Origin of the sequence: Salipaludibacillus neizhouensis (assembly GCF_002886185.1) — a bacterium.
GTDB classification, from domain to species: domain Bacteria; phylum Bacillota; class Bacilli; order Bacillales; family Salisediminibacteriaceae; genus Salipaludibacillus; species Salipaludibacillus neizhouensis.
Genome location: NZ_KZ614147.1, coordinates 101,530 through 128,504, shown reverse-complemented (window position 1 = coordinate 128,504; position 26,975 = coordinate 101,530). Strand labels below are relative to the sequence as shown.

The following is a 26,975-nucleotide window of genomic DNA, read 5'->3' as shown; positions in this document are numbered from 1 at the left end:
TTATGGATTATTCAGCTAAATCTAATTCATAATAATAAAATTCAGAATCCCTTTTATATTCATTTTTTTCATATAACCTTTGAGCAGAATAATTATCTGCTGCTGTTTCCAAACTAATATTTTTAGAATCTGTTTCAATTGCGTATTCTTTTGATTAATGCAAAAGCAATTCTCCTACTCCTTTTTTTCTTGCTTTTGTATCAACATATAAGTCATTTAACACCCAAGCTCTTTTCATAGATATAGATGAAAATGTAGGATAAAGTTGAGTCAATCCGACATAGTTTTGATTGTCTTTAACGAAAAATATAACGGACTCCTTGTTTTCTATACGTTTTATGTAAGTCCTAGCACCCTCTAAGTCAGATTATTGTTCATAAAACATTCGATACAAATTAAATAAATTTGACACTCCACCTAAATCTTCAATGGTAGCTTGAAATATTTTCATAAAACTCCTCCTAAGAATATTTAATTTAATAGTATTCAATATCTTTTTTTAAAATTTCACAATCCTCCAGGTTGTTGAAGAATCTTCAACAACCTGGAGTTGAACTATTAAAGACGAATTATTTTAAAAAAATTCAAGTTTCTTAACTGTCTATTTATCTTTTATCCCTTGTGCAAGTTGTTTAACTTTCATAGGACCAATATAGAGGAGCATTTTCAGCTAGGGTGCCACTTACCTCTCCTCCTTCTTTCCTCCAGTATTCAAGCCCACCGACTAGTTCCTTAACTTTATATCCTAATTTTGAAAGTTTTGCGCATGCTCTGGTTGCACCATTACAAGCTGGGCCCCAACAATAAGCAACTATTACTTGATCTTTCGATAACATTCCTACTGTTGTTTCTGAAATTTTATTCCCTGGCAAAGAATTAGCTTGTGGAATATGGCATTCTTGATAAGATAATTCATCTCTAACATCAATAACTGTAATGCCTTTATATCCCTTTCTTAAATCAATTAATAAATCTGCTACATCCGTTTCAAAAGATAATTTTCTCATAAAATGCTCATATGCGAGCTCTGTTTCGCTAGGCTGGATGTCCAACGTCAATGAATACTTCGGTTCTCTTTTCAATATAATTCCTCCCCTTATTTAACTCTTCTTAAGTATAAGATGAAAATAAGTTATCGAAGCAGATAGTTATTGATATATACTATCAATATTATTGATAGTTGGGAGTGTGAATGAGATGGAGTTATTGTATTTCAAAACATTTGCTCAAGTTGTGAAAAGTGGAAATTATACTCGAGCTGCGTATGCATTAGACTATGCACAATCTAGCGTTACCACGCATATTCAAAAACTTGAAGAAATCTATGGAGGAATACGATTGTTGGAGAGACATGGAAAATCAATGGAATTAACGCCTGCTGGGGAACTTCTTTATAGCTATGTAGAGAAAATGCTGTCTTTGTATGAAGAATCACATCAGCGATTAAGTACGCAAGAAGTAAAAACAGTAAGGGTTGGTTCTATTGAAACGTTAGCAATTTATGAATTGCCCAATATTTTAGCCGAATTTAAGAAGAAGTATCCTGATGTGATGGTACAGATTATACCTGATTCAGAAGAGATAATAATCGAAAAAATTTACAATAAAGATCTTGATTTTGGACTGATTATTGATAAACCATTTAAATCGGAAAGAATTAACAGTCTTTCTTTAAAAAAACAAGCAATGCAAGTAGTTGTTCCACCTGATCATGCTTTTACAAAAGAGGATTTCATTACAATTGATGACTTTAAAAATGAAACTATTATACTAACAGAGGAAGGATGTACATACAGAGCCTATTTATTGAAACAGTTGGAAAGAAACCACATTGATTTCACTCTATCTATGGAGCTAAGCAGCATAGAGACAATAAAAAAGGCTATACAAAATAAATGGGGAGTTGGCTTTTTACCTGCATTTAGTATAAAGGGGCATGAGGAAGTTGTTGGGATGCCCTTTCAGGATGAAAACTTTCAATTTTATAGTCAATTACTTTATAGAAAAAGTAGTTCTCATGGTTCTGTATATCAATACTTGATAAGTCTTTTTCAAAAAGCCTAATTATTCGCTAAAACACGAAGAGCTTATGCTTTTTTATCTTTCATATTCCTTAACGTTTTAAAGACGTATTCTCTTCACGTTACACATTGGTAAACACATGGACAACTAATGATAAATATCGTGTCAGCGCTGGTAAAAAATAATGCAGAAGCGGAAAATTCTTTGGCTGAATTCAATAGTGGCTCTCTTTCCGCATTTATTGGCTCAGTCATCCACAATACTCAAGTAACTTTTAATTTGTGCAAATTTTGATGTAAATGCGTAATAATTGTTTATTTTATTCTAATTTAGTTGTATTTAGAAACAATAGATGAAGCTAATTTAAGATTTTGCAAGGAATTTCAATAGTATTTGTAGAATATTGTAAGTATGAGGGATATTTTAGAGTTTTTTTCTAATATCTATCCAATCACAATAGAATTGTGTCAGGGGACTAAAAACTATGTCAAATAAACCTATACCTCTTCATGAAAAGCTCTATAGATATCGGGAGCAATTCCAAGTAACGATTTCCGAATTATTTGAATCAACCGGAATATCTGAAGAGCGTCTTAAAAGTTTTGAGGGAAATGAACTAAAGCCAACTGGTGACGAAATATTAATACTGTCTGATTACTATATGTGTGACTTTAGATTTTTTATTTCTAATAAGAGAGTAGCACCTTTTGATGAAACAGAATATTTATTTCGAACTTTTGGAGGGGATTTGTCTAAACAAGACCGTTGGGCGATTCAAGAGGTCTTATTTTTAGCAGAATGCGAGTCTTTCCTCTTAGAAAGAATGGGTATTCTTGATTCAAAGCCATTCCCATTTGTAAAAGTCGGCACACACTTTAAAACTCATGGAAGTGAAGCGGCGTCAGGTTTGCGCATGCATTTAGGATATAAAGGAAACGAAATACCGGTTGATATATATAAAGACTTAAGGTCAATTGGATTAAAGGTATTTCGTAGAAAACTTCAAAACTCTGATATTTCTGGGTTGTATATAAATCATCCAGTAGCTGGAAAGTGTATCATTATAAATTATAATGAAGACATGTATCGGCAAAGATTTACAGCCGCACACGAAGCCGCACATAGTATTTTGGATGATAATAATGACGTTGTCGTTTCATTTAAAAAATGGTCAAAAGATAATCTTGTTGAAATACGAGCAAATACGTTCGCTTCAAATTACTTATTACCTCCCAATTTTGTTAAGTCAATTCCAGTAAAATCTTGGGATACCAAAAAAGCATTGGAGTGGGCCGATAAATTGAACGTCAATACAGAAGCCTTTGCAATTGCATTAAAAAACGAAAAAATTATAAGTGAAAAAGTTGAGGGTGAAATAAAATCTGTCAAGTTATCACAAAACATAAAATTGGATCCCGAACTTAGAAAGTTTTCAAAAAATGGTTTGAAGAGACAAAAAACATTACTTGAACAGGGTTTATCATCTTACTATGTAAACTTATGTTTAAAAGGCTACAGAGAAGGTATTATATCAGCTTCTAGACTTGCAGAAATGCTTTTAGTGAATGAAACTGAACTACGTAATCTTATGAATTTGTATAAAGAGGAGTTAAAATATGGCGATTAATTTTAGTGATTTTCAACTTGTAAATGTTATTGATACATGTTCGATTTGGAATTTACTTTCTTCTGACAAATTATATAGTGCAGCTTTAAATAGTGGATGTAGTTTTACTTGCACAAGGTTTGTAACATATGAGTGTCTCCATAAAAAACGTAAGCTAATATCTAGTGAAGATTTAGAACTCCAAGAGAGATTAGTAAAGGAGCAAAAAAAAGGACGATTTGAAGAATTTCATATAACTATAGAAGATCTTCAGGATGTTGAAATTTTGCAAAACAGCCATTGTATATCCAAAGGGGAATTGTCATCTATTGCATTTGCAAAAAGAATAAACCAAGCTTTTTTAACAGATGATCAAGAGGCTAGACAACTTGCAAGTAAATTTATGCAAAATGAATTAGTACAAACTATACCTCACCTTTTTGGGTGGTTTTTTTATAAAGGACAATTTTCTGATTCGGATAAAGAATTAATTATTACCCAGCATGAAAAATTAAAAAGAACATTATCAAAGCATTTTGAAAAAGCTTATTTATTAGCACTAGAAAAGAGATTGATGCATTTAAATGACTAACTTAAAGAGAGAAGAATACCTGTTACTTGCTCCGACGTCCTTGAAGAAAAGGAAATATAAGTTTACAAATGGTGGAGGGACTGGAAACCCACCTTATGATATTAAGGAAGCTGAAAAAATATTTTTACACCAGTTGGCGTAATTTTTAAATAGTGAGTTAGGTAGACTTTTTATTATTAAAATTATTTTTAATACGAGGATTGATATAATGTTAACGGAATATCAATGGATAAAAGATTCAATAGGAAAAGAAGATGGAGGGAATTTATTACTTGAGTGGTTAGATAATGCTAGGAATCATGATGAAAGTGTTCTATTTATTTGTGGAGCAGGACTTTCAATGACAGGGGCTACTCCAGCCCCTTCAGGTTGGCATGTTGGAGAAGCGTACGAAAATTATCTTAGAACAAAAGGTATTGACATTCCAAGTGAAAAGTCAGGAGATATTTCTAAATTATATGAATACTTTTGTTATCCAGAAGTCAAAGGAATAAAGGTGTTTTCCAATGAAAAACACAATGAGTTTATTGATGCAATTACATCCAGAAATCATTTATTCCGGTTTTCAGGAAGACCTAATTTCCAACATCATTCTTTACTTAATGAAGTGTTAGAGGCTAAAGGAAACATAAGGATTTATTCATTAAATTTAGATGAATTTTTTGATGTTGCTTCAATTTTTTCTGAAAATGGACCACACAATTTAGTTGTAAATGGGGCCAATCTTAAAGAGGAACCCATATCTAATCGGATTTTTAGGGATTGGAAAATTCTTGCTGCACATGGCAAAAATATTAAAAATGAACAGTCAGTTTGGTCAGAAAATATATTAGTTAATTCTATGGATGATGAAGTCCCTAAACATCTGTTAGCGGAGAAGCAAATAATTACAAAAGCAATAGAGTGCATAAAACAAGGTCCTTATTTTGAGAAGGTAATTTTTGTTGGTGTAGCTGCTCCACTAACTTATTTAATAAATGATTTAAAAGAGAAACTAACAGAGAATTTTCAATGGGCTTGGTTTAATCCGTTTAAACCGCCACAAGAGTGGTTGATTAATAGTGATTTAGAAAAGACATTTAACGAAACTAACGGGGTATGGGTGGAAACAGGTTTAACTGAATGTTTATGGAACGCACATTCCACATTTTATCAAAGATGGTTAAGTACATCATGTAACGAGAATATAACTGATATCCCATTACTTCAAAAGTATTCAAATGAATCTCATAAAAAAACTTTAGTGGAAAGTATTTATAGAGCAAGACGAATTTATGATAAAGGGTTACAAAGTTTTGTAGAAAATAAAAAAAATCCAGAATTTCTAAGTGAAATTAGTGATAGTAGAGATGTGTATAGCTATCCTCAAATGTTGACTGGTAACAGATATGAAGATTCAAATTTAGGGGAATCTTTGCATAAACTATTTTTGAGTCGAATAGAACTTTCTAGATCTCCAAGTGAAAACTTCCCTGAATTAACTGTTGCAAATAAAATATCAGATTCTGCGCCTATTTCAGCACACATTTTTAAATTTAATTCATTAGTACCAGAAAACGAAGTGGCTATTGGAATAGCGAGAACATTTGATGGTGTATTCATAAACTCGAACCATAGACATATTATAATAATAGATGTTCAACTTTATAATATTGAAAATTTAATTAGAGCTGTGGAAACAGAAGTTACTAGGAGATTCCCTAGTGATTACAAATATATAGACGTTACAACTGCTGACCAACTTGACATGTATCTAGATTCTCATGATTTTTCACTCCCACCAGAGAGAGCGAGGAGACCTTAATGATAAACAAAATCAATTCCCAAGAACTAATTGATAGTTTGTGTGAACTAATCTCCTCTGAAAATGAAAAAAACGGTGAATTTTATACTACAATATTACCTAGTAAAATTCAGGCTTTAGAAGGAAAAAGAACTCCTGAATTTGGTCATCCAGTAAATTGGATGATATCGGGATTTGCAGGAAACCATGCATTTGTTATTGGTGATCTATCTAGTGATAATATAGTAAAGGATGACCTTACCGAACAGAATTATTATCCTCCAATTCTAACTCAGGCACTTGCTTCATTGGGGTCTGAATATGTTTATTCACAACTTGCAATCGTATTGTTAAGTGATGATGTCGATGTAACAACCCTTAATTGGGTATATGAATGGAAGGATGACCCACGTTACTTTAGAAAGATAATAGTTCCTATTACTGGTGGTGACAAGATAAAAAATATTGCCAATCAGATAGTGGGTAATATACTATTTCCGTGGAGTTCAATAAAATCGTCATTATTATCTGATACGACCATAACAGGGCTATTTAATGATGATAATGAGGAGGAGGATAATGAATGAATAGATATAGATTAAAAAATATTGATATTGAAGGGTTTAGAATATACTCAGAAAGAAAGTCTATTAGCTTTTACAATAACTTAACAGTTATTTACGGGAGAAATGGGAGAGGTAAAACTACACTTCAAGATGCTATTAGTTGGTTGTTTAATAATGATTTAGTAAGGTATTCAATGTATAATCGTGAATGGTCTAGGGTGAAAAAAACTCATACTAGATCACTTATTCATCCTGAAAAGAGCACATCAATTACTGGATGTTTTCAAAATGTTAGTACAAGTAAAATAGAACAGATAACAAGAAACGAATCTAATTTCAAGTGTCCAGAATCTTTAGCTGTTTGGTTTAAAAATAATCAAAGAGATGATTTATTATGGGCAAATTCTCTTTCACAATCAAAACTTCAAGAGTTAGCAGTAGCCAAAGGTAGAGAAAGACTTGAAAATCTAGCCCCTTTATTAGATTTAACGAAAGTAAATAAACAAGTCAAAGATATTGAAGAACAAATAAAAGACAAAAAATACATATTAAAAGACAAAAAGATAATCATAGGAAAACTAAACAATAAAAATTATTCAGAGATGTTATCAAAGGTAAGAGAGTCTGGAAATTTATTAAATAGAACTGTATCCACTATTATTTTAATTGAAGATAGTTTACCTAGGGAAACAAATGAAGTATACGAAGAAATTAAGGAATGGAGAAAGTGGTTAGAGAAGACACTTAAAAATATATTCGATAAACAAAGTGTTATTCAAAGAAAAATTACTAATATTAGAGAAAGATATTTTGATGTTGAGCCATTAATAAATGGTGATAAAATAGAAACGGTTGAAGAGTTAGAAAGTAAGTTAAAGATAATTTCTATTGAACAGAAGGAAAAAGAAGAAAAAATTAAAAAATTAGAGTACAAAAGAGATTTATTAAAAAGAGATAATATTGAAATTAATAATTTATTTAGTAATCTTAAAAAGCTCCGAAATTCAAAGGAACAATATTTATATAAAAAAAATCAATTAAAAGGTACTTTGTTAGAAAGTGAAGAAAGATCAAAAGAATTAGAAGTAATTCAGAATGAAGTAAATTTGAAAAGTCAAAAATTTAAAAAACTAATGCAAAAATATAAAGATCTGTTAAAAGAAAAAAACTTAATTGAGGATAAATACAAAGAGTTCCTTTCCCTACAAGGCCATATAAATAATAAAGTCGAAACAATAAAAATAGATAAAGAATGGTTAAAAGAAAATTCTCCAGAGTCAAATAATCAATTACTAGAGAGTTTAGAAAGGAAATTAATTGAAATAGGAGGTAGCACTGAAATATTAGCAAAGCAAAAAATTGATTTAGAAGATTCTTTTAGTGTATTAACTAATTATATTACTAGTCAATATTGTCCTTTTTGTGGCGTAGAGCATAAGTCAACTGAAAAATTAGAAAGTGCTAAATCAGTAAAAAAAGAACATTGGATGAGACAGTTATATAATTTAGGTGAAGAAATAGAAGATGTGACAAATGAAATTGCGGAATTTAGAAAATTTAATTTTAAAAAGGAGTCCAAAGAAAGGTCAATTAATTATAATAGGAAGGACATAAAAAAATCAGAATTGAAAATAGATGATATAAAAAAAGACTTAGAAGAAGTAATCTATGTATATAAATTAAATAATAACTCAACTTTAAATATTTCAGAGAGCACCTTTGTTGATTTATTAGACAAAAATCAAATAAAAATTGAACAGGTTGACAATCAAAAAACTAGCTACAACAATGAACTTCTTAAAAATGAAGATCTAATGAGAGATATTGAGAGTGAAGTTCAGGAAAACAAAAAGATTTATAATGAGAATAATGATCATATTAATAATATTGAAAAGAGAATTGAATCACTAGAAAAGAATATATATTTAATACTTGATAAGTATGAATATACTTCTTTAAATGAACTGAATGAGGAGCTCGTATTAGATATTATATCCAATCAATCATTAATTGTTAACCAAAATTTAATAAGAAAAAATAGCGAGTTTAAGGAAATGAATTTTGAAAAAATTGAAAGAAAGCTTTATGTCCAGTATGGAAAACAAGATACTACTTTAGAAGAAGCAACTTTAGAAATTAATTACTTATTTGATCATCTTGATATCCTAGACTATAATTTACAAGAGTTACAAAACAAAACTGTATTGGAAAAGGAATTACAAATACTAAATAATGAAATTAGGGATTTAAAAGTTGAAAGAACAAAAGTAAGGGAAATCCAAAGAATAGAAACAAATAAAGAAATAGGGAAAATGTCGAGGAGAATATCTTCAATATTTGAAATATTATCAGATGTATCCCCTTGGAAAACGATTAAACCTGATGCAGTGGTACCAGATGAGAAAGAGCGCACAAATTTAATTTTTAGACCAATTCCTCATAATATAAAGAATGGTCTTCAAGAATATATCAGTAAAACAAATTCCAATAGTACATTTGCTTTTAGTGGTGGTCAACTATCATTGCTTGGACTATCAATTTTTCTTTCCCAGGTAGCAGATGAGGAAAAAAAAGCAGGTTATAATAATCCTTTCTTGGATACTTTATTTTTGGATGATCCTATTCAGATGTTGGATACGCTTAGAGATGATGCACTTGTTTCTCTCTTATGTGATATTTCAAGAGATAGACAAGTTATTATATCTACTAGCGATATTGATTTTGCAAATAAATTGATACTATCTAGCAGACCTATGTGGCACAATAAGTCTAATAGTTGTGGTGTAATATATTTTCAGCAATTGCAAGAAAGTGGTCCAGTGGTTTCCCAATTAGAACCTCATGATTGGGTTTCTTCTCAGAGAATTTATTTACCAAACATAAAACAAGTTAAATAAAGAATTAGAAAATAAACATTACTTTTAGTAAGTCAAAAAAGTGTGTGCTTAAGGAGAATAAACAAACCCTAAATTGTCCTGAGGGCTTTCTAGTTTTCTGTAGCTGCTATAGATAGTTTTTCTGTTTGTCAGCGAAAGTGCAGTGGTATATAGCATTAACAGGTTAGTATAGTTACTACTTTTTTTCGCTTAACATGTATACTTAACCAACCGCCATTTAATAATAATAAAGTTAATATGTGGTGAAACCTGAATATGTAATTACATTGGTGTTTAGTTGGTATCCAACTTTTTTGTCACCGGTTTTTGTTGTAATAATAAGCTAGTATCCAACTTTTATTTTTTAACATAAATAGTGACATTGCTCAAAGTCAGTAGAATCAACCTTTTCAGTATCCAACTTTTTTGTCGTTTAACAACTTGTGTTAAACGACAAAAAAGTTGGATACTAACAAAAAAAGTTAGATACTAACTAAAAAAGTCGTATACCAACAAACAAAGTTGGATACCGACAAGTCGTTACACACTATGTACTTCTTCTCAAAGTTGGGAATTCCAAGATTATATAATGAATATTAAATGATTAAACAAATAAAAAAATGGTTAAGATGCTGTGTCTTTGTAAAAAACATTTGCGCTATGTAAAAATCTCTTGTCACCTGTAAAAAACATTTGAGTTGGGATACCCATCACACGCTCTTTCCCACTCTTTTTTCCAAGCCCGAGATACGACCTTCCCGTCGTTTTCTCCGGCTTTTTTTCATGCCTTTCTGAACCGACGCACATTCCCCTCACGTTTTCCCCACGCTTTTTTTTCACGCTTTAAAGACGCTCTCCAGCCGTTTTTTTGCATCTTTTCCTCTTGCTTTTTAAACTTACTATATCGTTTAAAACGCTCAGCGTTATGTTAAAAGAATTGGAAACTGACGGACTTATCATACGTGAGGAATTCCCACAGATACCTCCCAAAGTTGAATATTCATTATCCGAGCGTGGTCGCTCATTGATTCCAATACTACATATGATGTGTCAGTGGGGGGAAGTCAATCGGTAATCAGTCGAATAAGTTTTTTCAAGTCTAAAAGATTCCCAGAGTATTAGCACGGCTTCCAGCTTGTTTATGGCAAACTAAATATGTAGGGGACGGCAGTTAATTTATGAGGGCCCCGCGGGGCCCTCATAAATTAAAAAACGCCACTTGCTAACTTCTCAAAATAACTTTAAACTCCTCGTTGGACCAACAACGTTTGACAGGAGGATATTAGGAGATGTTAGAAGTGACTCAGATAGATTATATCAGACGCGAAGTGAATCAGAAAGGCAATAATTATTCCAGTGTAGCTACCAGGGTCGAAGTGGACCCACGTACAGTAAGGAAATATGCCAATCAAGAAGAGTTTCAAGTGAAGTTGCCACAAAAGAGGAAAGCAAGAGTGATGGATCCAGTGAAACCTATCATAGATAAATGGATTGGTGAAGATCTGAAGAAGAAAAGGAAGAATCATAGAACAGCTAAAAGAATGTATGAGCAGTTGGGGGAATTTCATAGTTTCAGAGGCTCCGAGAGATCTGTCCGTGACTATGTTTCGAAACGGAAAAAGGAGTTAAAAGATTATCAAGAAGGTGTAGCTCTACCACTAGAGTCTTTCCCAGGAACAGCTCAAGTGGACTTTGGTACAGCATCATTTAAGTACCAATCAAAAATCATTGATTTGCCATATTTGGTTGTGTCCTTCCCTTTTAGTAACACCTTTTATTTTCAAGTATTTCCTTCGGAAAATACAGAATGTTTACTTGAAGGATTACAACGTATATTTCGTCATATCGGTGGCGTTCCAACAACTATTCGATTCGATAACTTGTCACCTGCGGTCTCAAAAATCATGGGAAAAGGAGCACGGAAACTGACCGATACCTTCGAAAGGTTTGTCTTACACTACGGTTTCCGATATGAGTTTTGTAATCCAGGAAAGGGAAATGAAAAAGGGCACGTAGAAGCGATGGTTAAATACGTGCGGAACAATTTTCTTTTGCCTGAATGTACGGTGGCTAACTTAGATCACTTTAATAAGACGCTTTGGAATAAGGCAGAGGAAGACCGGCATCGCGTGCATTATAAGAAGCAGATACTTCAATCAGAGTTATATAAAGAAGACCAAAGTAAGTGGCTTCACCTTCCTGAGAAAGATTTTGAATGTGCTTATTACCAGGAAATGAAGGCTGATAAGTATGGCATTGTGAGTTTGGACAATAAGGAATATTCTACCTCTCCGAGGTTTGCGAAACAAAGAGTAAAAACACGTCTTACCTTTAATACTGTCGTGGTATTAAATGAAGACAATGAACCCATTGTCACGCATTCTCGGCTATATGGTGTGAAGCGAAAATCGATGATATGGCAGCCTTATCTTGAATTATTATCAAAACGTCCGAAAGCTATTAAATATTCAAGCTTATATGATCAATTCCCTTATGCTTGGTCTCAATACTTAAAAGATTGCACAGAAGAGGAACGGAAAATGGGGTTACGTTTACTAGCGAAACTCTTAAAAAATGATGATTTCACATTACTGAACAAAGCGCTCCAATTGGCTTCCTCTCATGGTCATCCTAGCGCAGATCAAATTAAGCACTGTTTTTATTCGTTAATGAATCAAGACCGTTCTCATATGGAAATTACTCCTCGTATGAAGGTGCCCGTCTTGCCCAACGCATCTCGCGGCCTTTCTCATTATGATGCCTTTTTTCAAGAAGGAGGTGATCGTAAATGAAAGAGCAAATCGAATCCTACGCCAAACAGTTGAAGCTTAGCTGGATTCGTGAACATTATCATGAAATTGAAGCTGAAAATAACCAAGAGTACTTATTGAAGCTATTTGAAATGGAAGCTAAAAATCGTGAAGAGCGAAAGATTAACTTACTATTAAACCAAGCTCAGTTGCCGAAAACAGGAACGTTGCCTTTTCAATGGGAGCATATACAAATTCCACAAGGAATTGATCAAGAAACGATATTAAATGGGGATTTTATTAAAGAGCAAGAAAACCTCATTTTATACGGAGGAGTTGGTACAGGGAAAACCTATTTGGCGGCATTGATATCCTTAAATGCCATACACAGGTTTGGCAGTCGGGTGAAGTTTTTTACAGTGGCAGCTTTAGTTAATAAGTTAATAGAAGTCAACCAACAAGGAACTCTTCCGAAGTTCATGAAGATGATTGAAAAGCTGGATCTTTTGGTGCTCGACGAATTAGGATATATCCCCTTAAATAAAGAAGGTGCAGAACTGTTATTTCAAGTGATATCTATGTGCTACGAAAACCGTAGTCTATTAATAACAACTAACCTTCAATTCGGTCAATGGAACCATGTTTTCGGTGATCCCATTCTAACAGAAGCCGTTATTGACCGATTGATTCATCATTCTCATTTATTAATGTTTACGGGAGAAAGCTTTCGATACAAAGAATCTTTATTACAACAATAACTAGAGACGGCAAGTGGCATGCATTTTTAATTGCCATTCCATACATTTTTTACTTGCCAAATACATCCAGCTGGTGTTGAATCATTGTTTGAAGAAAAACGTTGGATCACTCCTATAAAATCGGGTTTCCCCTTCTCTCCGTTGACATACAGAAAGAATCTAAATTCATTTCTCCAGAGGTACTTACCTTTACATCAGTATCTCACCTAAAAGTGCGTACTTACATACGATGTGTCTGTATCCTATACTCAAGTAGAAACAAATTTGAAGGAGGAACACCACTATGAAAACACTTGTTGTAGTAGCACATCCGAGTATAGAAACATCTACCATAAATAAACGCTGGGTAGAAGAACTGAAAAAATATCCAGAGGATTATACAATACATGAATTATATAAGTCCTATCCGACAGAAAAGGTAGATGTAGAGAAGGAACGGCAATTGATTGAATCACACGAAAATCTGGTTCTGCAATTCCCAATTCAATGGTTTAACAGTCCGTCTCTTTTAAAGAAATGGATGGATGAAGTTTTTGATTACGGCTGGGCTTATGGTTCCAATGGCGGGGATAAATTAAAGAACAGGAAAGTTGCTTTGGCTGTTTCAGCGGGGATTAGAGCAAGTGATTACAGTAAAGAGGGCAGATATGGTCATACATTGGAACAGATACTGATTCCGTTTGAAACAACCTTTTTCTACTGCCAGGCTAATTATCGTCCCATCCATGCATTTTATGGAGAAGAAAATAAGCCAGGTGGAACAGAAGAGGAAGAGTTAAAGCCAGGAGAAAATGGATTAGAACACAATACAACAGAGTATATAGCATTTTTGAATAATCTATAATCACTCATACCCGGAAGGAATCAAATTACTCCGAGCTTTTATGTTTATTACTTAATAGTACTCACAAATTTTATTATCATATGAAGGTACGGTAGAATAATCTACTTCGGGGATAGCTCTCTTCTAATCAAATAGAAGAGAGTTTATCTATATGTCTATTATTTATGCTCCTCCGTTTTGATTCAGTTCTCCCCAATCACACATCATATTCAAAATAGGAAGAAGAGATTGTCCACGTTCAGAAAGTGAATACTCTACCTTTGGAGGAATTTGTGGGTATTCTTTTCGTATCACAATCCCGTCGACTTCCATTTCTTTTAACATCACACTTAATGTCTTATACGAGATAGAGGCTATACCGCGCTTTAATTCATTAAATCGCATTACCTCATTTTCAGACAACCAGTATAAAATAATCATTTTATATTTGCCGCCAATGACAGACAGCGTATATCCAAAGCCAGTATCTTTTAAGGTAACGTCATTCGGAACACAGGTTTTCTTCATTTCGTTTTCCATATATTTTCTCTCCTTAACTATTTTTCATTATTTCTTATATATTTTCTGAATAATTTTTATTTTTTTCTATAAATTTCCCGTGTGATAAACCCATGCACACATATTACTTAATATATGCTCCAACGTTTTCCCGTGTGTTGATAAAGAATATTCTACCCTTGGTGGAATCTCCTGATAAACAACACGGTTGACCAATCCATCTTTTTCTAATTCTCTAAGTTGTTGTGTTAGTACACCCTGTGTTATTTCAGGCATTAACCCGCTTAATTCCCCAAAACGTTTTGTACCCTTTTCTAAAAGGATAAATAATATATGCGGCTTCCATTTACCGCCGATTGCTTGGAGTGCTGAAACAATTCCGTATTTTGATAGATCTTTCAAAAGAACCTTCCTGCTCTTTAATTAGAACTTATCTTCCTTACTCATGGTACGACAGAAATTCCTAATATGTAAACTTGGATCTTTAAAATTGTTAGTTACAGCTTTTTTATTTATGCCTAATCCGACTTATTGTTTGGAGTTAAAATAACTTATTTCCTCAAAACCGTTAACTAGGTCCGAATACGGTCGTTTCAATCCTGTATCAATCCAATTCATTAAAAGGTTCCACATTCCTCCTGCGTTAAATGCTAATGCGAACTCGAAATTTTCTTCACTTATTAAATACGGAAATTTGTTTTGAACTAACCGATGGATATCAGGCAAACGGGAATTAAAAGCTTCTAATAGAAACGTGGATAATCCATTTCTACGCAGAGAACAAAAGAACTCTAAATTATCATTACAAAATTCCAAAAAGATATTTGAAACTTTTCTCATATCCACGTCTTCGGTTTGCTCAATTCGATTAATATAGTCCTGTGACAGAACATCGAGATGGAAATTAAGAATATCTTCTTTTGAACTGAAATTCCGATAAAATGTACTTCTGTCTAATTCAGACTTTTGAGCAATTTCTTTTATTGTAATTTTGTTGTAGGGTTTTTCTTTCATTAGTTCTAACAAAGCAACAACCAGCCATTTTTGTGACTTTAGAGCGATCGGGTTATCAGTTGAATATTTCATAGTGCCTCCTATTCCTAGCATACAATAGAGGTATGTTGTACTTATCGGCTTCCTATTGATATTTACCTTTTTCTAGAATACGATATAACTACAAGTACAACAAGTGTTGCACTCTAAGGGAAAAATGCTCAAAACAAAAATTAGAATTGGTTTTATAAAAGGTATAGGGAAATTAGATAAATCAGAGAGGAGTGTGGGACGTGTCAAAACTAGTTAATAAGGGGATTGTAAAGGCAGCCAGCTTTATGAACATGAAGAATAGAATCAACTACTTTAAGGTAGCACCAGAAGCGTTAGAAAGAATCATGGATCTAGAGAAGTACGTAAAGAAAACATCGATTGACCGGCAATTGAGAGAACTCCTGAAAATAAGAGTCTCTCAAATCAATGGTTGCTCTTACTGCCTTAATATGCACACTAAAGAAGCAAAGAAGCTGAGAGTAACGGATGAGCAGATAAATCACTTAGACACTTGGACTGAGACGAATATATACAGTGAAAAAGAAAAAGTTGCATTGCAACTAGCAAAAAACATGACACTAATTTCAGAAAAAGGAATTAATGATGAATTATATAATCTAGTCAGAAAATATTATGACGAAAAAGAATATGTAGATTTAGTTATAATCATCAATCAAATCAATATGTGGAATAGGATATCCATTTCTATGGGAAACAAAGCTAACAATTTTTGAATAGGTTTGGCTTCACTAAAATTGGGATTTCCCTCTTAGCTAACTCTAGAAAATTGCCGATGAGATTCTAATCAATTATGAACAAGCTAGGGGCTTTTGCCAAAGAACATATGCCTCAAATCTGAGATAAGGGCAAAGTCAGATGGTATTTTCAAATAGAAAAGTCATAAGTAAAAGGATTGTCGATTTAGACAATCCTAATGTTAGCCTAAATAATGGACACGGTAAATTGGGAGAAATTCTAGTATAATCATACCTAACAATCTAACGGGAGTGTCCAACATGAGAAAAACGTATGATAAGGAATTTAAAGTTCAAGCAGTTCGTATGGTAAAGGAGGACGGGAAAAGAATAGCGGAAGTCGCTAGAGAATTAGATCTGGCAGAACAAACACTGCATAACTGGATAAAGAAATACGAGATCGGTAACGAAGCAGCCTTTGTAGGTAGCGGAAATGTAAGTGCCGAAGACAAAGCTGAAAGTGACTTTAAGAAGCGTATTCGAGATTTAGAAGAGGAAAATGCCATCTTAAAAAAAGCTATGGGCATCTTCGCCAAAGACCAGAAGTAATTTATGACTTCATTAAACAGCACCGACACGATCACCGTGTAGCGAAGATGTGCCAAGTATTAGGTGTTTCTAAAAGCGGCTACTACGCTTGGTTAAAGCGTCCTAAGAGTAATCAAAAAAAGAAGCGAGAAAAGTTAACCTCACGTATTAAGAGAATCCATTTAGAGTCAAGGAACACATACGGAAGCCCAAAGATCACAAAAGTATTACAGGGCGCAGGGGTCAGGGTTTCTCAGAAAACAGTGACACGGATCATGAAGGAAAATGGCATCCGTTCTAAAACGGTTAAAAAGAACAAAGCAACAACCAACTCTAAGCATATTCTACCGATCTACCCGAATCTATTAAATCAACAGTTTACCGTAGAACGTCCAGGCCAAGTGTGGGTAGCTGATATTACGTATATATGGACGAGCGAAGGTTGGCTGTACTTAGCATCGGTTATGGATCTTTATTCAAGACGTATTATAGGCTGGGAAATGGATGGACGGATGACGAAAGAACTTGTTGTAACAGCTCTAAAACGAGCGATGATTACACAGCCACCAACATCTGGCCTTATCCACCATTCCGATCGCGGAAGCCAATATGCCTCGAAATCAAATGTTTCACTTTATCGGTTGAGTATAATCTTCATTCGTTCGATTTCCATAAATATTTTCGAACGAATTAAGACTGGAAATTAGCTTTATAAAATTTGAAATTCATTCAACTAACATGTCTGTTCATGATTACATCTTATCGATACCTGAAATAGCGATCCAAGATAAGAGTATAATTGATCCACAACCAATATTAATTATAGATAGAGATTTCAAAACGTGTTTAGACAAACCTATAATACCCATAATTAAACCTAAATTTGTATAGTTAACCAAATGAAATCCTGCAAGTATTCATTGTAAGACCCTACCAATCCTAGAATATTAGTCAAAAACATTAAAAAACATAATATTTGTAACAATAGGATTGCTTGAATCCCTTTTGACATATAACCATCCAACTTGTTTACCCGCTCACTTATGATTATCAATTGGTTCCATCAAATTATAGCTATCACCACCCAGATGACCAAGAACATCAATAATTTTTTGAAAAAAAACGGGATGGCTATCTCCTTTATAAATTTCGTTATAAAGCTTACCATCCTTGATGAAAATGACTCGTTTACAATAGCTTGCTACGACTGGATCATGCGTTACCATAAGAGTGGTTGTCTTTTCACTCCGGTTAATATTAGAAAGAGTGTCCATTACAGCTTTGGATGATCTTGAATCAAGATTTCCAGTAGGTTCATCAGCTAAAATTAAGGAGGGTTTATGAATAATCGCTCGAGCGATAGCAGTTCGTTGCATTTGTCCGCCTGAAATTTCATAGGTTCTTTTATTTAAAAGAGATTCTATACCCAGTTGTTGAGAAATACGCGCAATTTCTTTGTCCATTTCTTGAGATTTCACCCCGTTTAAAACCAAAGGCAAAAAAATATTTTCTTCCACCGTCAGGGTGTCAAGAAGGTTAAATTGCTGAAATACAAAACCAATTTCATTCCTTCGAAAAATTGCTTTATCTTTATGAGTCATAGCATGTGGATTACTCCCGTTTATCGAAACTGTCCCATGAGATGGCATATCAATTGTTGCTAATAAATTAAGTAAAGTCGTCTTCCCACTACCTGAGGGACCCATAATTCCAACAAATTCTTCTTTATCGATTGAAAAATTGATGCGATCCAGAGCGCAATGAGAAACCCTTCCTCTATAAATTTTACTCAATCCTTTTACATCTACAATTTGCATATAGCTCCCCTCCTAAGTAAGCATAGTGTAACGCTAACACAACGGTTGATGAATTGATTAACCTTACAATTCACTTACAAACTTGTAATTCAATTTACTCGTTTAAAATAAATTTGAACGATTGTGCCTTGATTGAGATTAGATTCTATTTCGATACGATGTCCTAATTCATCAATAATTTGTTTAACAAGAAAAAGTCCCATTCCTGTAGATTCTTGAAACGACCGTCCATTTTCACCAGTAAAGTAAGGATCAAAAACACGTGGTAAATCACTTTTAGGTACCCCGACTCCATAATCACGTATCGAAACAACAATTTCATCTTTCAATTGTTTGGCCTCAAATTGGATTTTCTGCCCAGCACACACCGTGTATTTAATGGCATTAGTGATGAGTTGTGTAAAAACAAAAGATATCCATTTTTCATCTGAATGGATGTAAAGTTTTGAATCAATCATAATTTCCGGATAGATATGATTCCTTATGAATAATCGTTTCTGTACAGAAGTTGTTTTTCGAATCAAAGAATAGAGACTAAGAGATTCCACACAAAAGTCATTCTCAAAAGAATCCAGTCGCGAAGTATATAAAACGATATCCAATCCGTTTTTCATCCTCTCAATCTCATCGTTAAGAGACGAAGAAAATTCATCATCTCGCTCTTGTGCCATGAGGTGCATCACGGAGAGAGGCGTTTTCATTTGATGCACCCATTGATTTAGAAATTGTATGTGATGGTCAAATTTTAATTTATAGCTTTCCATTTCTTTTAGATAGTATTGGCGTAGTTCATCGTGAAACTGATCTAAATAGCTAGGTAGTGGAGAAGCTTGACGTTCCATACTCAAATCATTCAATGATGTTAAAGGTGTTGAAAGGCGTTTATAAAATGTTTGATTTCGTATGTAGCGAACGACTAAGTAACAACCAAAGAGTATGAGGCTTAAACTCGATGCATACAAAGCTGTAGGTCCATGTCGATAGCCATCAAGCCAAAAAATCATCAATATGAGCAATAATTGTCCGACATACAAACAGCAAAAAGAAACATGATCACGGAAAAATAGCTTCATTCTCCTTTCCCCCAATTAGGAATGAGACGATATCCTTTGCCCCTCACGGTCAGAATGGCATTTTTAATGTTTATATTTTGAAGCTTTTTTCGCACACGGTTAATATTAACGTTAAGCGTATTATCATCTACAAATGCTTCCTCATCCCAAATTTTTTCAAGCAATCGGTCACGACTAATGACTGATTCAGGCTTGCTTAAAAATTCACTTAGCATTCTTGTCTCTGTATGACTTAGCTCGACCATATGGACACCGAAACTTATAACCATGCGATCCACATCAAGGGAAACTCCCTCAAAGTTTATCGTTCTACTAAGTTGGTTCGTTGCATAATCACCATAAGATCGCCTTAACTGACTTCTTATTTTTGCAAGTACAATCTCGTAATCAAAGGGTTTTGTAATAAAATCATCTCCACCGTTTTCCATAGCCATCACCTGTTCCATCTTTTCGTCACGAGCAGAAATAAATAAAATGGGACAAGTAGAGAACTGACGTATTTGTCTGCACCAGTAATAACCATCGAATTTTGGTAAATTAATATCCAATAAAACAAGATGTGGAGAGAAAGCTTTAAACTCTTCAACCACGCTTTCAAATCTTTGAACAACGCTTGTTTCAAATTCATATTTCTGAATATAGTCTTGTAGGAGAGAGACCAACTTCTCATCATCCTCTACAATGAACACACGAAACATAGATTTCACTCCTCCAATGAATTTCCCCGTACCAATAACTTGATTGAATAGGTGCCCCTTATTTGGAACAGTTAATTATAGCATATATTTCCATGATTTATAAATATGGTTAAACCTTTAAACAAGATCTATCTTCATTATCTTACAACATCGTAAGGTAATGAAAGGTTAAACAATGGTAGTCAAATCGCATTCCCCATATAGTACAACTATAGACAATTTGCTCAGAGACGTCTTGCATCGAACAAGACGAGTACCGGTGTCTTTGACAGTACATAAAGGCAGGGATAATGATGAATAAGGATGTTGGAGAAACATTAGTTGCTACAAAAGATTTAACAAAAAAATTTGGAGATCAGTATTCAGTTGACCATGTGAATTTAGAAATTAAGCGCGGTCAAATTTTTGGTTTTCTTGGCCCGAATGGTGCAGGGAAAACCACTTCAATCCGTATGCTCCTCGGACTAATGAAGCCAACAGAAGGCGAAGTAAGGCTATTTGGCCAAACATTTCATAAAAATCGAATTGATATTCTTCGAAGAGTAGGTGCTCTCGTCGAAGCGCCTTCTTATTATCGAAACTTAACTGGATTCGAAAATTTAAAACTCTCTAGTAAAATATTAGGATCTTCTAACGCCCGGATCGAAGAGGTGCTGGGAATTGTTCGATTATCTGAAGTTTCCCACCAACCAGTGAAGCAGTATTCTCTAGGAATGAAGCAAAGACTAGGAATAGCCCTCGCTCTGCTTGGTTCTCCAGAGCTATTAATATTAGATGAACCTACAAACGGGCTTGATCCAAGTGGCATCCATGAAATTCGGCAGTTGATTAAACGAATGCCCGAAGACTTTGGTATAACGGTGTTAATTTCTAGTCACAACCTTGCCGAAATCGAAATGATTGCTTCCCACGTAGGCATCATTCAGTCCGGAAAATTAAAGTTTCATGGCACAATGGAAGAGTTGAAGAGAGATCAAAAACCACGTGTTGAAATCAAAGTCAATAATTTGATGGGGGCAAAAGATCTCCTACGCCAGCAAGATGTTCAAGCAAGGATTGTTGAAGATATGCTACTGGTCGATCAACCAACTGACACGGTTTCAGCAATAAACAGAAAACTTGTTAGCAATGGATTCGAAGTCTTCCATTTGGTAGAGAGCGTCAAATCTCTAGAGGAAATCTTCTTGGATTTAACGGGAAAAGAGGGGGCCATCTAGATGTTTCATAATGTACTTTCAGCTGAATGGGCAAAGCTTCGCAACAATCGGATTGTTTTTCCAGTCATTTTAGCTCCAACTCTAATTTTGCTATTACAATATGCAAATTTTAAAATTCGGTATACAAGTGTAGTGAAAGAAGGAGATGTACCTTGGACGATTTTCATTGAACAACATGCAGTGATCTGGGCCGTTCTAATACTTCCAATCCTAGCAGCCGTGTTATCTAGTATGCTTATCATGAGCGAAAATTCAGATAACAATTGGAAATACCTCTTGGCTCTTCCGATCAAACGAAGAGATGTGTATTTTGCAAAAATCACGTTGGTCATCTTTTTCTTACTGGTAAGCTCCCTTTTGCTTGGCATTGGTATTTTAGGTAGTGCATCGATCCTCCACTTACCTGGCGATATACCGTATAGTCAACTAATACAAACACTTAGTGCTGCATTGATTGGCACTTTTGCTGTGCTAACCATTCAATTTTGGCTTAGTATTAAATTCGATAATCCCGGTATTCCCTTAGCCGTATCCATCTGTGGAACGGTAGCAGCCATATTTCTATTACAATCAGCCCTGACACGATGGCTACCTTGGGTGTATCCTTATTTGGTACTTCCGATCCGGTTAAATGAAGGAATTAATATTACCTGGTATATGGGGCAGTCCATGGTGGTTGGTCTCTTATGTTTAATCATAGGGTATCGTGAATTTGCCCACCGAGATATTTAAATATATGAAACAGAAACGAAGGTGAATAGAGCATGACGCTTGGTAGAGTATTAATGATGGAGATGATGAAGTTAAAGCGCTCTTATGTTTGGCTATTAATGTGTGTAGCACCACTATTAATGGTGACGTTTGGGGCTTATAACTTTGTCCGTTATCAAGATGTCTTCCTACAAGGAAATGCGGTTCCCTGGGAAAAACTACTAGGGCAAATCGTAACATTTTACGGCCTCTTACTTCTTCCGTTATCGATCGCGGTGATGGCCGTTTGGCTTGCCAGAATTGAACATTCAGAAAATAATTGGAAATACTTGTTTACTATGCCAGTGAATTTGAAATCGATTTATATTACTAAAACAATTATTCATATAGGACTCGTCGGTCTATCCATGGTCATTCTTTATATTGGAACTATAGGAGCTGCGATTATTGTGGGTGTTGGGAATATCCCCTACGGTACGACGGCCGTTAATGTCCTCATTTGTTGGATAACTTGTCTACCCATCCTTGCTTTACAGATGATTCTAAGTATAAAATTCCCTAATATTGGAATACCCATTGGTATAAGTTTAGCTGCATCGATTACAAGTGTTGTTATTACAAACAGCGCCTATGGAAAGTATTATTTCTGGTCTCATCCCTCTCTGACTTTAATCCCAAATTCAGAAGGGATGAGGAATCTTACTATACCCTATTCACTCACCATATCCTTAGTAGCCTTTAGCTGCATTATGGTAATAGGATATAGGTTCTTTCGAAAACATGAAGCATAACTATACCTAACATTAGCTCACCAGTAAGGAGGCTATTATGACTTTTCCAAGATTAGCATTCATTAACGTTGTGAGAAACAAACAAGTTTATTTAGCCTACTTTCTTAGCAGTGTATTCTCGGTTTCTGTTTTCTTTATTTATGCTCTTTTTGCATTCCACCCTGCTTTCACCACCGAGATCATTGGCGGATATGTCTCTGTGGGTATGCATTTCGCAGAAGCGATTATTTATGTGTTTTCCTTTCTCTTTGTTCTTTATTCGATGAGTTCATTTTTGAAATCCCGAAAAAAAGAATTTGGAATTTTTGCAATCAATGGAATGTCGGATAAACAATTGCGTAACCTGATTTTTTTGGAAAATATGCTCATGGGATCTGCAGCCATAATTTCAGGGATATGTATTGGACTACTGTTTGCAAAACTACTGCTTTTAATTAGCGAATATGCCTTAGGAATGTCAAATGAGCTCCCTTTTTATTGGCCCTGGGAAGCCATTCTCCTAACTTCCATTTCTTTTGGTGTGCTGTTTTTAATCATTTCATTCTTTACGACTTCTTTTGTCCGGGGTAGTCAATTAATTGATCTCTTCACAGGAAACTCAAAACCGAAACGTGCACCCAAAGCATCTCCTGCTTTATCCATTTTATCTGTTTTTCTTCTAGGAGGAGGCTATGCTATCGCGTTGCTCGTTCAGGAAGCTATGGTTTTCTTCGCCATGATACCAGTGACCATAATCGTCATAATTGGAACCTACTTCTTTTACACCCAGCTTAGTGTATATATTCTTCACAGCATAAGAAAACAAAAGAAAATCTATCGACACAAAGTGAATATTATCATTGTATCGAACCTAATTTATCGTTTACGCGATAACGCTCAAATTTTATTTATGGTAACGGTTGTTCTTACCATAACCTTTTCAGCGATTGGAACCATTGTTGGTATTCGAACCATGCTTCTTGAATCAACGAAAATTACTCAGCAAGGTATTGATATTGTCTTGTTTATTGGCTTTTTTATAGGGGTAGTATTTTTCATATCTTCCGCAAGCCTATTGTATTTTCGACTTTACACCGATATGAAGGAGGACAAACGCGAGTATGAAATGCTTGCAAAACTTGGGATAACAGAAAAAGAGTTATCAACCATCATTACGACTAAATTAGGAGTCCTATTTTTTATTCCATTATTCGTTGCCACCATTCATGGCTTCATATCCCTTATTGCAATGCAAAATATGTTTAGTTATTCACTTATGAAAGAATCCATGTCGGTCATAGGTATGTTTATAGCCTTACAAATAATCTATTTCATTATAATAAGATTTCAATATCTCACAAAAATTAAAAGCATGTTATAAGTGAAATTATAGAATAGGAACTTTGGGAAACTTAATCTAGCGTTTTTAAAAATAAACACTACAAGAATATTGATAAAATTCGAATACCGTAGACGGTTGGTTTAAACGATTGGAAGAAAAAAATCATTATGTGAATTGAGCAGGAAATGAAAAAGCGTATGATCACCAGGATCGCGATATTGCTTTATTCATTTTTAACAAAAGAGAAGGAAAGTTGGAGTTAGAAGGAATATTAAATTATTTAGAATCTCCCGTGAGTCCTTATGCCATACGGCCGTTTCCTAAGGAAGAGACAGAAAGTGGTCGGGCATATAAGAGAAGAAATGGAGCAAGTCGCTAGGGAAATTGCAGCTCTCCAGGTAGAAGAAATAAAACAACACTATCAAAAAGTTAAATGCTTATGGGAATTTCTGAAAGCGGAAAGACGTATTATCAAGATTTTCAAGAAATCAACCATCACATGTTCCTTTCAAACACTATGAAGGAAGAAAGTGAGTTATTGGTTTCAAGGATTAAGAAACGCTCAATCCCTATTCCAACTCTAAAAGAATCTCTAGTGTCAGGAGAACAATATTCCATTAACAGTAATAAACAGATAACAGTAATACAGCAATTGATTATAATTGTAATGACAATAGTAATCAGTGAACAGTTGCATAATGCGTAATATCTTGAATTCAAGTCTTTCGGAATTAGGGTCGATTATTCAATTAGAATTACCGTCCTTTTTTGCTATAGTATAGGGCATGAATATAGTAGATTCAGTTTTGGTTAAGCGGATTAACCTTTATTTTCTTTCATCAATGGAAGCGTTAGTTATCAGTATGTATGTCAGAAAATTATGATAGTATAGGTGTTATGATAGATATACCAATGGTAATCGTATAATTAAGATCTCTGGTAATAATAGAAGTAGTTTATTAGATAGATGAAGTTTACGTGCAAGCAATAATGGAGGTTAGCATGGTTCAATTTACTGAAAAACTTAATAAGGTAACAGAATATATTAATAAAATGATGGATGATCAACAAGCTGTTGGTTTGAGTGTTGCAATTGTTAAAGACGCAGATATTATTTATTCCATAGGTGTTGGGAACCTATGCGGGCTATCGATGGGGATACAAGGATGAGCATTCAGAGTATTTCTAAGAACTTTGTAGCCCTGTCTTTAATGCAGCTCGTAGAGGATAACTTAATTTCCTTAGATGATCCAGTCGTGAAATATTTGTCATATTTCAGAACAAAGGATAAGCAATAGAGTGATACTATCACAATAAGGCATGTATTGTCTCATACGGCAGGATTTCCTTCAGATTTAGGAATTGCCAACATGATCGCTCCAAATATTAGAGAAATATTTTCAGATACACCCACAGAGTTTCAAGAAGCATTAGACGAATATAACCTTACAGAAGAAGAAATTAATAGGGTGAAATCCAGAGAGGATGTAACGAAGTGGTTTGAAAAAGTAGAGTTGGAATATCCGGTGGGAATGGGATGGGGTTATTGTACAGATTCCTACGTGATTCTAGCAGATTTGATAGAAAAAGTGACAGGTGAAAGCTGGGAAGTATATCTTCAAGAAAATATTCTTACTCCTTTGGATATGAATCGTACAAATAGTGATGCCCCTTTAGTACAAAATGATAAGAATAGCGCCAGATATTATTTAGGTAAGGATAAAATAGAAACTCCTTTTCCAATAAACTCAATTTCTGCTCCAATCGGTTATTTATATTCCACGGCAAATGATTTAGGGAATTATTTAATCTTCCATTTGAATAAAGATTCAAAACTCTTACGTTCAGACCTCATTGAAGAAATGCAGAAACCTGTTCACCTTGTCAGTGAAGAATGGCAATTCCATAGTGATGTAAGAAGCTATGGTCTCGCATGGTTTACTGATACATATAGAGGGTGCAGAATAGTCGAACATGGAGGTGGTAAACTAGCTGTAAGGTCGTTAATGACAATGGAACCTGAACTTAACTTAGGAGTGGTTGTGTTATTGAATTTTGACGGGACTATGCATCATGAAATTTGTGATAGGGTTTTAGACATTTTTATTGATTCCTAAACATATATCTTGAATTCGAGTCTTCAAGTATTGGGGGCTTTTCCTAAATTAAGAAAAGCCTCTAATCTTATTTGGAACTTTTTCCTTTATAGAGCGTAATACACATAAGGCTTTTCATTCAAGGGGGAAAGAAATGAATAAACTGATTTTACATATTGAAGGAATAACTGTTTTGCTCGTATCTGTATTTATCTATTCTCAATTGGATGCTGCTTGGTGGATGTTTTTTGCTTTTTTATTAGCTCCAGATTTTTCGATGCTGGGATACATGATAAATAATTCGGTTGGTGCCGTAACGTACAATATATTTCATTCCTATATCTTACCTTTATTCTTATCAGTAGTTAGTATTTTTATTGTAAATGACTTATTGTTGGCGTTTAGTATGATTTGGATTTCTCATATTGGGATGGACCGATTTATAGGTTATGGATTAAAATACACATCAAAATTTAAGGACACTCACTTACAAAGAGTTTAGTTAGCGTAGTTGCACCTTCAAAAGAACTTATAGAGAAGTATTTTGAACTAGATAATTTTGTTCCTCATATGACATTAGGACAAACAACTTATAGTTTATCAAAGCAAGAAGAGCCATTTATAAA

General features: G+C 34.2%; 24 protein-coding genes and 4 pseudogenes. 20 read left to right on the top strand and 8 right to left on the bottom strand.

What is annotated here, in order from left to right; translation table 11 throughout:
* Positions 1–7 precede the first annotated feature (7 nt).
* A pseudogene (locus CEF18_RS17485) lies at positions 8–340 on the bottom strand (GNAT family N-acetyltransferase).
* Positions 341–632: 292 nt separating this feature from the next.
* Positions 633–1,082: a rhodanese-like domain-containing protein gene (locus tag CEF18_RS17480; protein ID WP_223292395.1), complete on the bottom strand. Its 450-nt coding sequence runs from the start codon at positions 1,080–1,082 to the stop codon at positions 633–635.
* Between the two features lie 115 nt (positions 1,083–1,197).
* Between CEF18_RS17480 and CEF18_RS17475 the strand changes: the two genes are divergently transcribed.
* From CEF18_RS17475 to CEF18_RS17425, 11 genes and pseudogenes are all read left to right on the top strand, one after another.
* The gene (locus CEF18_RS17475) at positions 1,198–2,064 is read left to right on the top strand and encodes a LysR family transcriptional regulator (protein WP_110937840.1); all 867 of its coding nucleotides are present in this window, start codon (positions 1,198–1,200) and stop codon (positions 2,062–2,064) included.
* A 442-nt stretch (positions 2,065–2,506) separates the two neighbouring features.
* Entirely contained in the window at positions 2,507–3,649 is a 1,143-nt protein-coding gene (locus tag CEF18_RS17470; protein WP_110937839.1) for an XRE family transcriptional regulator, read from the top strand.
* On the top strand, positions 3,639–4,220 hold the full coding sequence (locus CEF18_RS17465; RefSeq protein WP_110937838.1) for a hypothetical protein: 582 nt from the start codon (positions 3,639–3,641) through the stop codon (positions 4,218–4,220). Before CEF18_RS17470 ends, CEF18_RS17465 begins: the two co-directional genes overlap by 11 nt.
* Positions 4,213–4,362, top strand: a complete 150-nt coding sequence (locus tag CEF18_RS26060; protein WP_183041253.1) for a hypothetical protein — start codon at positions 4,213–4,215, stop codon at positions 4,360–4,362. Before CEF18_RS17465 ends, CEF18_RS26060 begins: the two co-directional genes overlap by 8 nt.
* Before the next feature lie 66 nt (positions 4,363–4,428).
* Positions 4,429–6,024, top strand: coding sequence for a hypothetical protein (locus tag CEF18_RS17460; protein WP_110937837.1), 1,596 nt, complete (start codon positions 4,429–4,431; stop codon positions 6,022–6,024).
* On the top strand, positions 6,024–6,590 hold the full coding sequence (locus tag CEF18_RS17455) for a hypothetical protein (protein ID WP_110937836.1): 567 nt from the start codon (positions 6,024–6,026) through the stop codon (positions 6,588–6,590). The genes CEF18_RS17460 and CEF18_RS17455 overlap by 1 nt, the downstream gene beginning before the upstream one ends.
* Positions 6,587–9,466, top strand: a complete 2,880-nt coding sequence (locus CEF18_RS17450) for an AAA family ATPase (protein WP_110937835.1) — start codon at positions 6,587–6,589, stop codon at positions 9,464–9,466. Before CEF18_RS17455 ends, CEF18_RS17450 begins: the two co-directional genes overlap by 4 nt.
* Before the next feature lie 877 nt (positions 9,467–10,343).
* Positions 10,344–10,520, top strand: a pseudogene (locus CEF18_RS17440) (winged helix-turn-helix transcriptional regulator); the annotation flags it as partial.
* A 214-nt stretch (positions 10,521–10,734) separates the two neighbouring features.
* Positions 10,735–12,237, top strand: a complete 1,503-nt coding sequence (gene istA, locus CEF18_RS17435; RefSeq protein ID WP_110937832.1) for an IS21 family transposase — start codon at positions 10,735–10,737, stop codon at positions 12,235–12,237.
* Positions 12,234–12,953 (top strand): IS21-like element helper ATPase IstB, encoded by a 720-nt coding sequence (istB, locus tag CEF18_RS17430; RefSeq protein ID WP_110937831.1) that lies wholly within the window; start codon positions 12,234–12,236, stop codon positions 12,951–12,953. Before istA ends, istB begins: the two co-directional genes overlap by 4 nt.
* A 283-nt stretch (positions 12,954–13,236) precedes the next feature.
* The gene (locus tag CEF18_RS17425) at positions 13,237–13,797 is read left to right on the top strand and encodes an NAD(P)H-dependent oxidoreductase (protein WP_110937830.1); all 561 of its coding nucleotides are present in this window, start codon (positions 13,237–13,239) and stop codon (positions 13,795–13,797) included.
* 162 nt (positions 13,798–13,959) lie between these two features.
* On the opposite strand, the gene CEF18_RS17420 is transcribed toward CEF18_RS17425, so the two are convergent.
* From CEF18_RS17420 to CEF18_RS17410, 3 genes are all read right to left on the bottom strand, one after another.
* The gene (locus CEF18_RS17420) at positions 13,960–14,304 is read right to left on the bottom strand and encodes a winged helix-turn-helix transcriptional regulator (protein ID WP_110938791.1); all 345 of its coding nucleotides are present in this window, start codon (positions 14,302–14,304) and stop codon (positions 13,960–13,962) included.
* A gap of 78 nt (positions 14,305–14,382) precedes the next feature.
* Entirely contained in the window at positions 14,383–14,697 is a 315-nt protein-coding gene (locus CEF18_RS17415) for a winged helix-turn-helix transcriptional regulator (protein ID WP_110937829.1), read from the bottom strand.
* A 126-nt stretch (positions 14,698–14,823) separates the two neighbouring features.
* Entirely contained in the window at positions 14,824–15,381 is a 558-nt protein-coding gene (locus tag CEF18_RS17410; protein WP_183041185.1) for a TetR/AcrR family transcriptional regulator, read from the bottom strand.
* A 251-nt stretch (positions 15,382–15,632) separates the two neighbouring features.
* Between CEF18_RS17410 and CEF18_RS17405 the strand changes: the two genes are divergently transcribed.
* Together CEF18_RS17405 and CEF18_RS27340 are read left to right on the top strand one after the other, a co-directional pair.
* The gene (locus CEF18_RS17405; RefSeq protein WP_110938790.1) at positions 15,633–16,076 is read left to right on the top strand and encodes a carboxymuconolactone decarboxylase family protein; all 444 of its coding nucleotides are present in this window, start codon (positions 15,633–15,635) and stop codon (positions 16,074–16,076) included.
* Between the two features lie 282 nt (positions 16,077–16,358).
* A pseudogene (locus tag CEF18_RS27340) lies at positions 16,359–17,266 on the top strand (IS3 family transposase); the annotation flags it as partial.
* A gap of 396 nt (positions 17,267–17,662) precedes the next feature.
* On the opposite strand, the gene CEF18_RS17390 reads toward CEF18_RS27340, so the two are convergent.
* The 3 genes from CEF18_RS17390 to CEF18_RS17380 form a co-directional block, all read right to left on the bottom strand.
* On the bottom strand, positions 17,663–18,442 hold the full coding sequence (locus CEF18_RS17390; RefSeq protein ID WP_110937825.1) for an ABC transporter ATP-binding protein: 780 nt from the start codon (positions 18,440–18,442) through the stop codon (positions 17,663–17,665).
* A gap of 89 nt (positions 18,443–18,531) precedes the next feature.
* A complete protein-coding gene (locus tag CEF18_RS17385) occupies positions 18,532–19,515 on the bottom strand; it encodes a sensor histidine kinase (RefSeq protein ID WP_110937824.1) in 984 nt (327 codons plus the stop codon).
* A complete protein-coding gene (locus CEF18_RS17380) occupies positions 19,512–20,213 on the bottom strand; it encodes a response regulator transcription factor (protein WP_110937823.1) in 702 nt (233 codons plus the stop codon). The genes CEF18_RS17385 and CEF18_RS17380 overlap by 4 nt, the downstream gene beginning before the upstream one ends.
* Positions 20,214–20,503: 290 nt before the next feature.
* On the opposite strand from CEF18_RS17380, the gene CEF18_RS17375 reads away from it, so the two are divergent.
* The 7 genes and pseudogenes from CEF18_RS17375 (at position 20,504) to CEF18_RS17340 (ending at position 26,851) form a co-directional block, all read left to right on the top strand.
* A complete protein-coding gene (locus tag CEF18_RS17375; RefSeq protein ID WP_223292394.1) occupies positions 20,504–21,430 on the top strand; it encodes an ABC transporter ATP-binding protein in 927 nt (308 codons plus the stop codon).
* Positions 21,431–22,162, top strand: a complete 732-nt coding sequence (locus tag CEF18_RS17370) for an ABC transporter permease (RefSeq protein ID WP_110937821.1) — start codon at positions 21,431–21,433, stop codon at positions 22,160–22,162.
* Between the two features lie 32 nt (positions 22,163–22,194).
* Positions 22,195–22,932 (top strand): ABC transporter permease, encoded by a 738-nt coding sequence (locus tag CEF18_RS17365; RefSeq protein WP_110937820.1) that lies wholly within the window; start codon positions 22,195–22,197, stop codon positions 22,930–22,932.
* A 37-nt stretch (positions 22,933–22,969) separates the two neighbouring features.
* Complete coding sequence (locus tag CEF18_RS17360) at positions 22,970–24,292, top strand: FtsX-like permease family protein (RefSeq protein WP_110937819.1); 1,323 nt, start codon at positions 22,970–22,972, stop codon at positions 24,290–24,292.
* Between the two features lie 963 nt (positions 24,293–25,255).
* Positions 25,256–25,423 (top strand): hypothetical protein, encoded by a 168-nt coding sequence (locus CEF18_RS26055; protein ID WP_183041183.1) that lies wholly within the window; start codon positions 25,256–25,258, stop codon positions 25,421–25,423.
* Positions 25,393–26,370 (top strand): annotated as a pseudogene (locus CEF18_RS17345) (serine hydrolase domain-containing protein). The gene CEF18_RS26055 and the pseudogene CEF18_RS17345 overlap by 31 nt, the downstream one beginning before the upstream one ends.
* A gap of 133 nt (positions 26,371–26,503) precedes the next feature.
* Positions 26,504–26,851, top strand: coding sequence for a DUF4260 domain-containing protein (locus CEF18_RS17340; protein ID WP_110937815.1), 348 nt, complete (start codon positions 26,504–26,506; stop codon positions 26,849–26,851).
* The last annotated feature ends 124 nt before the right edge of the window (positions 26,852–26,975 follow it).